13 protein-coding genes are annotated in these 12,325 nt (G+C 59.3%); 9 read left to right on the plus strand and 4 right to left on the minus strand.

What is annotated here, in order from left to right:
• Window positions 1-42 precede the first annotated feature (42 nt).
• The gene (gene cysS / locus AB6V08_RS10395; RefSeq protein ID WP_368542586.1) at window positions 43-1,428 is read right to left on the minus strand and encodes a cysteine--tRNA ligase; all 1,386 of its coding nucleotides are present in this window, start codon (window positions 1,426-1,428) and stop codon (window positions 43-45) included.
• Between the two features lie 174 nt (window positions 1,429-1,602).
• Here cysS and ppiB point away from each other — a divergent pair, with 174 nt between their 5' ends.
• The 7 genes from ppiB (at window position 1,603) to mnmH (ending at window position 6,342) form a co-directional block, all read left to right on the plus strand.
• On the plus strand, window positions 1,603-2,097 hold the full coding sequence (ppiB, locus tag AB6V08_RS10400; protein ID WP_010428247.1) for a peptidylprolyl isomerase B: 495 nt from the start codon (window positions 1,603-1,605) through the stop codon (window positions 2,095-2,097).
• A 3-nt stretch (window positions 2,098-2,100) separates the two neighbouring features.
• On the plus strand, window positions 2,101-2,823 hold the full coding sequence (gene lpxH, locus AB6V08_RS10405) for a UDP-2,3-diacylglucosamine diphosphatase (RefSeq protein WP_368542587.1): 723 nt from the start codon (window positions 2,101-2,103) through the stop codon (window positions 2,821-2,823).
• A 151-nt stretch (window positions 2,824-2,974) separates the two neighbouring features.
• On the plus strand, window positions 2,975-3,184 hold the full coding sequence (locus tag AB6V08_RS10410; protein ID WP_234674915.1) for a YdgH/BhsA/McbA-like domain containing protein: 210 nt from the start codon (window positions 2,975-2,977) through the stop codon (window positions 3,182-3,184).
• Window positions 3,185-3,254: 70 nt separating this feature from the next.
• Window positions 3,255-3,440, plus strand: a complete 186-nt coding sequence (locus tag AB6V08_RS10415) for a hypothetical protein (protein WP_368542588.1) — start codon at window positions 3,255-3,257, stop codon at window positions 3,438-3,440.
• A gap of 172 nt (window positions 3,441-3,612) precedes the next feature.
• Window positions 3,613-4,122, plus strand: a complete 510-nt coding sequence (purE, locus tag AB6V08_RS10420; protein WP_368542589.1) for a 5-(carboxyamino)imidazole ribonucleotide mutase — start codon at window positions 3,613-3,615, stop codon at window positions 4,120-4,122.
• Window positions 4,119-5,186 (plus strand): 5-(carboxyamino)imidazole ribonucleotide synthase, encoded by a 1,068-nt coding sequence (gene purK, locus AB6V08_RS10425; RefSeq protein WP_368542590.1) that lies wholly within the window; start codon window positions 4,119-4,121, stop codon window positions 5,184-5,186. The genes purE and purK overlap by 4 nt, the downstream gene beginning before the upstream one ends.
• An 85-nt stretch (window positions 5,187-5,271) precedes the next feature.
• Window positions 5,272-6,342: a tRNA 2-selenouridine(34) synthase MnmH gene (gene mnmH / locus AB6V08_RS10430; RefSeq protein WP_368542591.1), complete on the plus strand. Its 1,071-nt coding sequence runs from the start codon at window positions 5,272-5,274 to the stop codon at window positions 6,340-6,342.
• Window positions 6,343-6,497: 155 nt separating this feature from the next.
• Here the strand turns inward: mnmH and AB6V08_RS10435 are convergent, their stop codons facing one another.
• From AB6V08_RS10435 to ybbA, 3 genes are all read right to left on the minus strand, one after another.
• On the minus strand, window positions 6,498-7,643 hold the full coding sequence (locus AB6V08_RS10435; protein WP_368542592.1) for a porin: 1,146 nt from the start codon (window positions 7,641-7,643) through the stop codon (window positions 6,498-6,500).
• A gap of 182 nt (window positions 7,644-7,825) precedes the next feature.
• On the minus strand, window positions 7,826-10,240 hold the full coding sequence (gene ybbP, locus AB6V08_RS10440; RefSeq protein WP_368542593.1) for a putative ABC transporter permease subunit YbbP: 2,415 nt from the start codon (window positions 10,238-10,240) through the stop codon (window positions 7,826-7,828).
• Entirely contained in the window at window positions 10,237-10,923 is a 687-nt protein-coding gene (gene ybbA, locus AB6V08_RS10445) for a putative ABC transporter ATP-binding protein YbbA (protein WP_368542594.1), read from the minus strand. The genes ybbP and ybbA overlap by 4 nt, the downstream gene beginning before the upstream one ends.
• Between ybbA and tesA the strand changes: the two genes are divergently transcribed.
• Both tesA and AB6V08_RS10455 read left to right on the plus strand, forming a co-directional pair.
• The gene (gene tesA / locus AB6V08_RS10450) at window positions 10,894-11,526 is read left to right on the plus strand and encodes a multifunctional acyl-CoA thioesterase I/protease I/lysophospholipase L1 (RefSeq protein ID WP_368542595.1); all 633 of its coding nucleotides are present in this window, start codon (window positions 10,894-10,896) and stop codon (window positions 11,524-11,526) included. The two genes, ybbA and tesA, sit on opposite strands and share 30 nt — an antisense overlap.
• A gap of 19 nt (window positions 11,527-11,545) precedes the next feature.
• Window positions 11,546-12,316, plus strand: a complete 771-nt coding sequence (locus tag AB6V08_RS10455; RefSeq protein WP_368542596.1) for an SDR family oxidoreductase — start codon at window positions 11,546-11,548, stop codon at window positions 12,314-12,316.
• The last annotated feature ends 9 nt before the right edge of the window (window positions 12,317-12,325 follow it).

Raw genomic sequence — 12,325 nt, forward strand, 5'->3', positions numbered from 1 at the left:
GGAGAGGGCTGGGGTGAGGGCACCCGACCGCAGAGGGTAAAATTACTTACGACGCCAGGTCGTCCCCTGCGGGCCGTCTTCCAGAATGATACCCATCTCGGTCAGGCGGTTACGCGCCGCATCTGCCGCCGCCCAGTCTTTTGACTGACGCGCTTCCAGACGCGCGTTGATAAGCCGCTCGATCTCAGCCACTTCACCGTCGTCCGCCTGCGCACCGCTTTGCAGGAACGCGTCAGGCTCCTGCTCCAGCAGGCCGAGCACGGAAGAGAGCTTGCGCAGATGGGAGGCCAGCGCGTTCGCCGCCGCCATATCTTCGGTTTTCAGACGGTTCACTTCGCGCGCCATGTCGAACAGCACGGAATAGGCTTCCGGGGTGTTGAAATCGTCGTTCATCACCTCGATAAAGCGCGCTTCAAACGCCTCGCCGCCGGCCGCCGCCACGGACTTGTCGGTACCGCGCAGGGCGGTGTACAGACGCTCCAGCGCCGAGCGGGCCTGCTTCAGGTTCTCTTCGCTGTAGTTAAGCTGGCTGCGATAGTGGCCTGACATCAGGAAGTAGCGCACGGTTTCTGCGTCGTAATACTTAAGCACGTCGCGCACGGTGAAGAAGTTGCCGAGGGATTTCGACATCTTCTCGCGGTCAACCATCACCATCCCAGAGTGCATCCAGTAGTTAACGTACTCGCCGCCGTGGGCGCAGGTAGACTGCGCGATTTCATTTTCGTGGTGCGGGAACATCAGATCCGAACCGCCGCCGTGAATATCGAAATGCTTGCCCAGCTGCTTGCAGTTCATGGCAGAACACTCAATGTGCCAGCCCGGACGGCCTTCGCCCCACGGGGACGGCCAGCTTGGTTCGCCCTCTTTCGACATCTTCCACAGCACGAAGTCCATCGGGTTACGCTTCACGTCGACCACGTCAACGCGCGCGCCGGCCTGGAGCTGGTCCAGATCCTGACGGGAGAGCTTGCCGTAGGCCGGATCGGTCGGGACGGAGAACATCACGTCGCCGTTATCCGCCACGTAGGCGTGACCGCGGGCGATCAGCTTCTCGGTGATATCGATGATTTCATGAATATGGTGGGTCGCGCGCGGCTCGCTGTCCGGGCGCAGGATGTTCAATGCATCAAAGTCTTTGTGCATTTCGACGATCATTCGGTCGACCAGCGCCACGAAGCTTTCGCCGTTTTCATTAGCGCGTTTAATGATTTTGTCGTCGATGTCGGTGATGTTACGCACGTACTTCAGGTTGTACCCCAGGAAGCGAATGTAGCGAGAAACCACGTCGAAGGCAACAAAGGTACGGCCGTGGCCGATGTGACAGAGATCGTAAACCGTAATACCACACACGTACATGCCGACTTCCCCGGCATGAATAGGTTTAAATTCCTCTTTTTGGCGCGTCATTGTATTAAAGATTTTTAACATCGAAGATTCCATGTAAACACGTGTGTGGACGAAAACCGATTATTCTACCCGTAATTCAAACCCGAAGCAGCACACAATGCAAGGTGATCGCATCCTGTGGTTATGCTATAACAAGCCCCTATATGTGACCCGAATGGGGGTCGACGCACCACAATAACGGAACAGGATGCAAAAATGGTTACTTTCCACACTAATCATGGCGATATCGTAATCAAGACCTTTGATGACAAAGCGCCTGAAACAGTTAAAAACTTCCTGGACTACTGCCGCGAAGGTTTCTACAACAACACCATCTTCCACCGTGTGATCAACGGCTTTATGATCCAGGGCGGCGGTTTCGAACCTGGTATGAACCAGAAAGAAACGAAAGAAGCGATCAAGAACGAAGCAAACAACGGCCTGAAAAACACACGTGGTACGCTGGCAATGGCCCGTACCCAGGCGCCTCACTCTGCAACCGCACAGTTCTTCATCAACGTAGCTGACAACGACTTCCTGAACTTCTCCGGCGAAAGCCTGCAGGGTTGGGGCTACTGCGTATTCGCAGAAGTGGTTGAAGGTATGGACGTTGTTGACAAGATCAAAGCCGTTTCTACTGGCCGCAGCGGTATGCACCAGGATGTTCCTAAAGAAGACGTTGTAATTACAAGCGTGACCGTCAGCGAGTAATTCGTGGCGACACTCTTTATTGCAGATCTGCATCTGCAAACAGAAGAACCGGCGATCGTCGCCGGTTTTCTGCGTTTTTTACGCGGTGAAGCGAAAAGCGCCGATGCGCTGTACATCCTTGGCGACCTGTTTGAAGCCTGGATCGGCGACGACGATCCCAATCCGCTGCACCGCGAAATGGCCGCCGCCATCACGTCGCTGGTCGATTCCGGCGTCCCCTGCTACTTCATCCACGGCAACCGTGACTTCCTGCTCGGCAAGCGCTACGCCCGCGAAAGCGGCATGATACTGCTGCCGGAAGAGCAGGTGCTCGACCTCTATGGCCGCAAGCTGCTGATTATGCACGGCGACACGCTCTGCACTGACGACACCGGCTATCTGGCGTTTCGCGCCAAGGTTCACACCCCGTGGATCCAGACGCTGTTTCTGGCCCTGCCGCTGTTTATCCGCAGCCGCATCGCCGCGAAAATGCGGGCGGGCAGCAAGGCCGCCAACAGCAGCAAATCGATGACCATTATGGACGTTAACCCGCAGGCGGTTGTCGACGTAATGGAAAAACACCGCGTGCAGTGGCTTATCCACGGGCACACCCATCGCCCGGACGTCCACAGCCTGACGGCCAACGGCGAGCCCGCCCACCGCGTGGTGCTCGGCGCCTGGCACAGCGAAGGGTCGATGGTGAAAGTCACGCCAGACGCCGTTGAGCTGATCGCCTTTCCCTTCTGATACATTTCCGCACTAAATGATCAAACGCATTCAATTTATTTGAATGATATCCGCAAATTGTTTCGATTTTAATCACGCCGTGGTCGGACTATGATTTATCACATCAGGGCAACACGCCCTATCCAAGACAAAACACTTAAGGAATACGACCATGAAATCCATCAAAACTTTCGTTGCAGTTGCCGCTCTTTCTCTGATCTCTTTCGGTTCTTTCGCACAAAGCGTGAGCGCCACCGCCTCTACCCTTGACCGTGCAGAAGCGAAAATTGCCGCTCAGGCAGCGCAGGAAGGTGCTTCTTATAAAATCACCAGCGCGCAGTTCAACAACCGCGTTCACATGACCGCCGAACTGACCAAATAATTGCCCTGATTGCCGTGCCGCCAGCAACTCGACAAGCGACAGCGACAATACGATGAAGAAGGAAAAGAGAATGAAAAATATCAGCATCGTGAGCGCCCTGCTTTTGACCGCTGTCCTGTCAACTGGCGCAACGGCGGCGGAGAATCGCTTCTCCACCCCGGAAGCGGGTTCAAATATCGATACCAGCGTGCAAAATCATATTGATGTCAGCCACGCCTTCGATAAAGAGAATCTGACCGCAGGTAATCTGCTGTAAACGTCCCGAATGCTTCTTTAAACAGGCCGCCACGCGCGGCCTGTTTTGTTATCGGTTGCCGCCTGCAACCGCTTAAGTTTTAACCGCGCAACCGTTTTCCTTGCCGGTATTACATGCTATTCTCTGTGCCCTCGAAAGCAGTGTGTTTCGCACCACAGGAGTTTTAAGACGCATGTCTTCCCGCAATAACCCGGCGCGTGTCGCCATCGTGATGGGGTCCAAAAGCGACTGGGCTACCATGCAGTTCGCCGCCGAAATCTTCGAAATCCTGAATGTTCCGCACCACGTAGAAGTGGTTTCCGCACACCGCACCCCCGACAAACTGTTTAGCTTCGCCGAAGGCGCAGAAGAGAACGGCTACGAGGTGATTATCGCCGGTGCGGGCGGCGCAGCACATCTGCCGGGCATGATTGCCGCTAAAACGCTGGTGCCGGTACTGGGCGTGCCGGTGCAAAGCGCCGCGCTGAGCGGCGTCGATAGCCTCTACTCTATCGTTCAGATGCCGCGCGGCATTCCTGTTGGAACCCTGGCGATTGGCAAAGCGGGTGCCGCGAACGCCGCACTGCTCGCCGCCCAGATTCTGGCGACCCACGATAAAGACCTTCATCAGCGCCTGGCGGCCTGGCGTAAAGCCCAGACCGACGAGGTGCTGGATAACCCGGACCCGCGGGGTGAGGCATGAAGCAGGTTTGCGTTCTCGGCAACGGTCAGCTGGGCCGGATGCTGCGTCAGGCCGGTGAGCCGCTGGGCATTGCCGTCTGGCCGGTGGGTCTGGACGCAGAGCCGGAAGCCGTGCCGTTCCAGCAAAGCGTGATCACCGCTGAAATCGAACGCTGGCCGGAAACCGCCCTGACCCGCGAGCTGGCGCGTCACAACGCCTTCGTTAACCGCGACGTCTTCCCGATCATTGCCGACCGCCTGACCCAAAAACAGCTGTTCGACAAGCTGGGTCTGGCGACCGCGCCGTGGCAACTGCTGTCTGATAAAAGCGAATGGAACGACGTGTTTGCCATGCTCGGCGAGCTGGCGATTGTGAAGCGCCGCGTCGGCGGTTACGACGGTCGCGGCCAGTGGCGTCTGCGCGCAAACGACACCGCAGAGCTGCCGGACGACTGCTACGACGAGTGCATCGTTGAGCAGGGCATCAACTTTAGCGGCGAAGTGTCGCTGGTTGGCGCCCGCGCGCACGACGGCAGCACCGTGTTTTATCCCCTGACCCACAACCTGCATCAGGACGGAATTCTGCGCACCAGCGTGGCCTTCCCGCAGGCGAATGCCGCTCAGCAGGCCCAGGCCGAAGAGATGCTGTCCGCCATCATGCACGAGCTGGGCTACGTGGGCGTGATGGCGATGGAGTGCTTTGTCACCCCTGCCGGACTGCTGATCAACGAGCTGGCGCCGCGCGTGCACAACAGCGGCCACTGGACGCAAAACGGCGCGTCCATCAGCCAGTTTGAGCTGCACCTGCGCGCGATTACCGATCTGCCGCTGCCGCAGCCGGTGGTCAACAGCCCGTCGGTGATGATCAACCTGATCGGCACCGATCTGAACTACGACTGGCTGAAGCTGCCGCTGGTGCATCTGCACTGGTACGACAAAGAGGTTCGCCCCGGTCGTAAAGTGGGCCACCTGAACCTGAACGATTCGGATACCGATCGCCTGAGCGCCACGCTTGAGGCCATCGTTCCGCTGCTGCCGCCGGAGTACGCGAGCGGGATCGTCTGGGCGCAGTCTAAGCTTAACTAGTTCTCCCTCCGCCGGGGAGTTGACCTCCTCTTTCCCCGGCGTACAATTCCCGCCCATTGCTGCTTAGCTTTCTTCTGGAATACCCATGAACGATGGAACGGACTATCGCGCGATCCTCGCGTCTGATACCCCATTAATCGACGTTCGCGCGCCGATCGAATTCGCACAGGGCGCGATGCCCGCCGCACGCAACCTGCCGCTCATGAACGACGACGAACGCGCCGCCGTGGGCACCTGCTACAAGCGTCAGGGGCCCGAGGCGGCGCTGGCGCTCGGGCATAGCCTGGTGACGGGCAAAATCCGTGACGAACGCCTCAGCGCCTGGCGCGATGCCTGCCTGCAACACCCCGATGGCTATCTCTGCTGCGCCCGCGGCGGCCAGCGCTCGCATATCACCCAGGCCTGGCTGAAAGCGTCCGGCATTGATTATCCGCTTATCAAAGGCGGCTATAAGATGCTGCGCCAGACCGCGATCCAGGCCACGGCGGAGCAGGTACAAAAACCGATGGTGCTGATCGGCGGCTGCACGGGCAGCGGCAAAACGCTGCTGGTGAAGCAGCACGCCCAGGGAGTGGATCTCGAAGGGCTGGCGCACCACCGCGGCTCGTCGTTTGGCCGCACGCTCACGCCGCAGCTTTCTCAGGCCAGCTTCGAGAATCACCTGGCGGTAGAGCTGTTAAAAAAGGACGCCTCCCGCTGGGTGCTGGAAGACGAAGGCCGGATGATTGGCTCCAACCACCTGCCGGAGTGCCTGCGCGACCGCATGGTTGAATCCCCTATCGTGGTGGTGGAAGACCCGTTTGAGATCCGCCTTGCGCGCCTGCGCGAAGAGTATTTCGACCACATGTGGGCGGATTTTGCCTCCGCGTATGGCGAAGAGGCAGGCTGGAAGGAGTACGGCGAGTATCTCCTCCACGGCCTGTTCGCCATTCGCCGCCGTCTGGGGCTGCAGCGCTACGCTGAGTTCACGACGCTGCTGGATTCAGCGCTGAGCGAACAGCAGCGTTCCGGCAGCACCGAGGCGCACCTGAGCTGGCTTGCGCCGCTGCTCAACGACTATTACGACCCGATGTACGGCTATCAGCTGGAGAAAAAGGCGGAGAAGATTGTCTATCGCGGGACGTTTGAAGAGATTGCCGAGTGGCTTAATCGCTGAAAAAAAAGCCGGGTGTCGAGGTAAAAGCAAAACGGCAACCTGGTTGCCGTTTTTAATGTTTGTTCCCTCTCCCCGTGGGAGAGGGTCAGGGTGAGGGCATCAGGCCGCAACCCTACTGTTCCCTCTCCCTTTCAGGGAGAGAGTTAGGGTGAGACTTAGAAGTCGTAGCGCAGACGCACCAGGTTCATATCGCCCAGGTCGTCGGTGCTGGAGGTGAAGACGTGTTCGTAGTCAACACGGAAGCCGTAGTCCAGCTGGAAGCTGATACCCACGCCGTTGTCGATACGCTGGTAGTTACGACCATTCACGTATTCGATGCGATCGCCCATGAAGTAAGGCTGGATAGATTTAACCGCATACTGGTCGATTGGGAATTTGTAGCCCGCGAAGTACTCAATACCCCATGCGTCACCGGCAAAGTAGTTGTTGGTGGACACTTTTTTGGTGGTCATGAAGTTCTGATACCAGCCGCCGCCCGCGGAGAAGGTCCAGTTATCAGGCGTCCAGCTCAGCGCCGTACCCAGGATGTTCTGGTCGTAGGTTTTGCTGTCGCTGTTTTCCGGGTTACGCATTTCCGCACGGGTATAGTTCCACGCCGTACCCCAGGTCAGATCGTCGGTCAGGTGGTAATCCACACCCAGCGAGCCGCCGCCTTTACGTTTGTAGCGCAGGCCGTTGCCCGGCAGGTATTCGCTGTCTTCGAACAGGTAGGATGCATAGATATCCGCATCGCCCACGGTTTTCTTATATTTCAGCATTTTGCGTGAACGATAAGAACCGTCGTAGTCGCCGTTGATCCCGTTACCCGGCGCCTGACCAATCATGTCGTAGTCCCAGATATCGGTTTTCACGCCAACCACATCGTAGTACACACTGTTCTGTTGACCGAAGGTCAGCGTACCCCAGGTGTCGCTCTTCAGACCGGTGTACAGCATACGGCGAGAGGTGTCGTTAGCGCCTTCCGCGTAGTGGTTGTCCCAGTTGAACAGCGCAGGAATGTTCACACCCAGCTCGTAGTAGCTCACCCAGCTGATGTCATCAAACAGATAGTAATCTGCTGCGAAGCGGAAACGGGTGCCGCCGTCGAAGCCGTTACGTTTGTAGGAGCCTTTGTCGCCGTCGCCCGTCATCATGTTGAACTGCGGACGGATACTGCCGCCAACGGTGAAGTTAAGACGGCTCAGCGGATCGCCCGCCTGCGGATCTTGTTTCAGAACAGTGATTTCCGCCTGAGTAGCGAAAGACGTTAATGCCACTGCTGCGCCGATCGTTGCCGCCAGCGCTGTTTTTTTTATAGTCATTCTTTTTCCTTGATAGACACGCTGCTAAATATTTAGCAGGAGAATATTAACTGGAAATAATCTGGCTGTGTGGGCGGGTTTTTAATGATTTGTGCTACTAAAAGAGTGGGTATTATCGTTTTGTGCTTCTAAAAGATTACGCACCAGCATATAAACCGGTGCGTAATCATCAAGTGACTAAATTAACTGACAAACTGGCGGAACAGCGCTTTGCCTTTTAGCAGGCGCGTGCCGAGCCAGCCGCCGCACAGCGAGAGCAGCAGCGCTCCGCAAACGGGCAGCGTGAGCCACAGGCGCCAGTCCGGCTCCCACGGGAAGTCGAAGACCTTCGTTTGCAGCACCGCCAGCGCCGTTTCCGCACCGATGGCCGCCACCAGCCCCGCCACCAGCCCGAGCAGGGCGAACTCGCACCACAGGGTTGTTCGCAGCAGCTTTTTGCCCGCTCCCAGGGTTCGGTACACCACCAGCTCCTGATGGCGCTGGCGCATTCCAACCTGCACCTGCGCCAGCAGCAGCAGCACGCCGCAGATCGTCACCAGCACCACCATGACCTCCAGCGCGCGGCTCACCTGCTCCAGCACCTGCCCCACCTGCTTGAGGATCGCGCCGATGTCCAGCAGGCTCACGGTCGGGAATTCGCGGTTGAGCTGGGTCAACATGCCGTTGCCGTTTTCCCAGCGGAAACTGGTGAGCCAGCTCTGCGGCTGCCCGTCCAGCGCCCCTGCCGGGAAGATGAAGAAGAAGTTTGGCCGCAGGCTTTCCCAGTCAACCTTACGCGTGCTGGTCACCTTGGCGCTGAAGTCCTGGGTGTCGCCCGTGAAGGTGACCGTATCGCCGAGCCTGATGTTCAGGCGCTTTGCCAGCCCCTCCTCTATCGAGACCTCTCCGGCTTTGGGTGGCCAGGCGCCGGCGACAATCGGATTGTGATCCGGGCGTTTGTCCTGCCAGGTCAGGTTCAGCTCGCGGTTGAGCGACTCGTCCTTATTGCCTTCCGTCGACTGCCCGTTGATTTGCGTCAGGCGCGCGCGAACGATCGGGTAGAACGATTCCGGCACAATATGGTGCTCAGAGAGGAAGCCTTTCAGCGGCGTGACCTGCTCCGGCGCGATGTTGATCAGGAAATAGTTCGGGCTTTCCGGCGGAAGCTGCTGCTGCCACCTGTCCAGCAGATCGCCGCGCAGCACCAGCAGGAGCGCCAGCAGCATAAAGGAGAGCGAAAACGCCGAAAGCTGGCTTAGGGTCGACCACGGCTGGCGCAGCAGGCGGTTGACCGCCAGGCGCACCGGGAGCGATTTGACCGTCAGCTTTTTCAGCACGTTAAGCAGCACCCAGCCGAGCACGCCGCACAGCAGCGCCAGCACCACCGCTCCCGCCAGCACCGCCCAGAGCAGCGTACTGCCGCCCATCAGCCAGGCCAGCAGGCCGACGGTCACCGCGACGATAGCAGGCAGGTAAAACTTCAGCGGCCAGACGTTCGCCACCGCGTCCCGGCGCAGCACGCGCAGGGGCTGCGTGGCCAACAGCAGGCGATACGGACGCAGCCCGACCAGCAGAGAAATCACCACCATCGCGCCAACTGCCCACAGCCACGGCCAGAGGCTCGCGGGCGGCAGCGCGGCGGGCAGCACCGGCCTGAGGAGCAGCATCAGCACCTTTTCAAACAGCAGCCCCATCGCACCGCCGGTGACCGCCGCCAGGGCCAGCACCATCAGCCACTGGCCGACAATCAGCCTGCGCAGCTGCTTGCGCCCTGCGCCGAGGGTTTTGAGGATCGCCACCAGATCGTAGCGGCTGCGGCAGTAGTGCCCCATCGCGACGGCCACCGCAGCGACCGCCAGCAGCAGGGTGAGCAGCGCTGAAAGCAGCAGGAACTGCTGAGAACGCTCGAGGGATTTCCCCAGCGCGCCTTCATCCTGCTCCAGCCCGTACCAGCGGTGCTCCGGCTTAAGCTGCGGCAACAGCCATTTTTCATACGCCTCAAGCTGCGCGGGCGTGCCGCCAAACTTATAGCGCCAGGTGACGCGACTGCCCGGCTGCACGGCGTTGGTTTTCGCCACGTCCGCGGTGTTCATCAGCAGCCGCGGCGCAAGCTGGAACGGATTAAAGCCGGAGTCCGGCTCCTGCACCACTTCCCCGGCAATGTTAAGCGTCGCATCCCCCACGTCGATGCTGTCGCCGGTTTTCAGGTTCAGCAGCGCCATCAGCCTTGGGGCCAGCAGCACCGTGCCGGGCTGGGGTTTTAGCCCCGGCGGGCTGGTTTGCAGCTCGCCGTACATCGGGTAGATATCATCCACGGCCTTCACGCTCGCCAGCTGCGGCGTGTCGGCGGCGAAGGTCATGGTCTGAAAGGTTATCTGCTCGCCGACCTTCAGCCCCCGCTTACGGGCTTCGGCAATCCAGGCGGGCGGAACGGCGCGGGAGCTTTGCAGCGCCCGGTCGCCGGCCATAAATTCACGGCTTTGCTGGCTTAAGCCCTTTTCCATGCGGTCGCTGATACTGCCGAGTGCCAGCACGCAGGCCACCGCCAGGCTCAGGGCCAGCCACACAATCAGCAGCGACGGCGAGCGCCATTCGCGCCAGAACCAGCCGGCAATCATGCTTCCTCCTGGAGTTCACCGTTCACCAGGCGCAGGCGGCGATCGCAGCGGGCGGCGAGCTGCGGATCGTGGGTAACGAGGATAAGCGTGGTGCCGTGCTCGCGGTTGAGCGAGAAAAGCAGGTCGGCAATTTTGTCCCCGGTGTGGCGGTCGAGGTTTCCGGTCGGTTCATCGGCGAAGAGCACCTCCGGGCGACCGTTGAAGGCGCGCGCCAGCGCCACGCGCTGCTGCTCCCCGCCGGAGAGCTGCGCCGGAAGATGGTCAAGACGCTTGCCCAGCCCCAGCTGTTCCAGCAGTGCTTTGGCGTGATTGCGGCTTTCACGGGTATTTTCCCCGCGCAGCAGGCCGGGCAGCTCGACGTTTTCCAGCGCGTTGAGGGTGGGAATGAGCATGAAGGACTGGAAGACAAAGCCGATATGTCTCGCACGCAGCGCGGCGCGCGCCTCTTCATCCAGCGCGTGCAGCGGCTGGCCGACAAGATTTACCTCGCCGCTGCTGCCGTCGTCCAGCCCGGCCAGAATCGCCAGCAGCGTGGACTTACCGGAACCCGATTCGCCTATCAGGGCGATACTTTCACCACGTTTGACAACAAGTTCAACTCCGGTGAGGATGGACAGCTGGTGTTCACCCTGACCGACGGACTTCTTAAGACGATGAACTTCAACAATGTTTTCCGCTGGCATTTGCCCTTCCTGTTTTTGATGCTGATGACCTTCCGCGTGGCAGCTGCGGATACGTTACTGGTTCTGGGCGACAGCCTGAGCGCAGGCTATCGCATGGCGGCAAGCGCCGCGTGGCCTGCGCTGCTCAACGATAAATGGCAGACCCAGACCACGGTAATTAACGGCAGCATTAGCGGCGATACCTCGCAGCAGGGGCTGTCGCGCCTGCCTGCCCTGCTTAAACAGCATCAGCCTCGCTGGGTGCTGGTGGAGCTCGGCGGCAACGACGGATTACGCGGCTTCCAGCCTCAGCAAACGGAGCAAACGCTGCGCACCATTTTGCAGGACATCAAGGCCGCGAATGCGAAACCGCTGCTGATGCAAATTCGCCTGCCGGCCAACTACGGTCGTCGGTATAATGAGGCCTTTAGCGCGATTTACCCTAAGCTTGCCAAAGAGTTTGATATTCCGCTGCTGCCATTTTTCATGGAAGAGGTCTATCTCAAACCGCAGTGGATGCAGGACGACGGTATTCACCCCAATCGCGATGCCCAGCCGTTTATTGCCGACTGGATGGCAACGCGGCTGGCTCCTTTAGTTAAACACGACTCGTCAAACAGCTGAGATCCTGACAGGTAAAGTTATGCAAAAATCGGTCTTAATAACAGGATGTTCCAGCGGAATCGGCCTTGAGAGCGCCCTCGAACTGAAGCGCCAGGGTTTTTGGGTGCTGGCAGCCTGCCGCAAACCCGAAGACGTTGAGCGCATGAACGGAATGGGGTTTACCGGCGTGCAGCTGGATCTGGACTCCCCCGAAAGCGTTGAACGGGCGGCGGATGAGGTCATCGCGCTGACCGACAACCGTCTGTACGGGCTTTTCAACAACGCGGGCTACGGCGTGTACGGCCCGCTGCAAACCATCTCCCGCGAACAGCTGGAGCAGCAGTTTTCGTCTAACTTTTTTGGCGTTCACCAGCTCACCCTGCGCCTGCTGCCCGCGATGATCCCCCACGGCGAGGGGCGGATCGTCATGACGTCCTCGGTGATGGGGCTGATCTCCACGCCGGGACGCGGCGCCTACGCCGCCAGCAAATACGCGCTGGAGGCCTGGTCAGACGCCCTGCGCATGGAGCTGCGCCACAGCGGCATTAGGGTCAGCCTGATTGAGCCCGGCCCTATCCGCACCCGCTTCACCGATAACGTCAACCAGACGCAGTCAGACAAACCGGTGGAAAACCCCGGCATTGCCGCACGTTTTACCCTCGGCCCGGAAGCGGTTGTCGCCAAAGTGCGCCATGCTTTTGAAAGCGATCGCCCGAAAATGCGCTATCCGGTGACGCTGGTCACCCACGCGGTCGGCTGGCTAAAACGCCTGTTGCCAGGCCGGATGATGGACAAAATTTTACAGGGTTGAGTTGAAGCC

It is taken from the genome of Enterobacter soli, from assembly GCF_964208575.1.
In the GTDB taxonomy this organism is placed as follows: Bacteria; Pseudomonadota; Gammaproteobacteria; order Enterobacterales; family Enterobacteriaceae; genus Enterobacter; species Enterobacter soli_A.

Bases quoted from the DNA above. Each gene is read 5' to 3' on its own strand.
- tesA (WP_368542595.1), top strand. From the start codon at position 10,894: ATGAACTTCAACAATGTTTTCCGCTGGCATTTGCCCTTCCTGTTTTTG.
- mnmH (WP_368542591.1), top strand. From the start codon at position 5,272: ATGAACGATGGAACGGACTATCGCGCGATCCTCGCGTCTGATACCCCA.
- AB6V08_RS10435 (WP_368542592.1), bottom strand. From the start codon at position 7,643: ATGACTATAAAAAAAACAGCGCTGGCGGCAACGATCGGCGCAGCAGTG.
- ybbA (WP_368542594.1), bottom strand. From the start codon at position 10,923: ATGCCAGCGGAAAACATTGTTGAAGTTCATCGTCTTAAGAAGTCCGTC.
- ybbP (WP_368542593.1), bottom strand. From the start codon at position 10,240: ATGATTGCCGGCTGGTTCTGGCGCGAATGGCGCTCGCCGTCGCTGCTG.
- AB6V08_RS10410 (WP_234674915.1), top strand. From the start codon at position 2,975: ATGAAATCCATCAAAACTTTCGTTGCAGTTGCCGCTCTTTCTCTGATC.
- AB6V08_RS10415 (WP_368542588.1), top strand. From the start codon at position 3,255: ATGAAAAATATCAGCATCGTGAGCGCCCTGCTTTTGACCGCTGTCCTG.
- ppiB (WP_010428247.1), top strand. From the start codon at position 1,603: ATGGTTACTTTCCACACTAATCATGGCGATATCGTAATCAAGACCTTT.
- purK (WP_368542590.1), top strand. From the start codon at position 4,119: ATGAAGCAGGTTTGCGTTCTCGGCAACGGTCAGCTGGGCCGGATGCTG.
- cysS (WP_368542586.1), bottom strand. From the start codon at position 1,428: ATGTTAAAAATCTTTAATACAATGACGCGCCAAAAAGAGGAATTTAAA.
- purE (WP_368542589.1), top strand. From the start codon at position 3,613: ATGTCTTCCCGCAATAACCCGGCGCGTGTCGCCATCGTGATGGGGTCC.
- AB6V08_RS10455 (WP_368542596.1), top strand. From the start codon at position 11,546: ATGCAAAAATCGGTCTTAATAACAGGATGTTCCAGCGGAATCGGCCTT.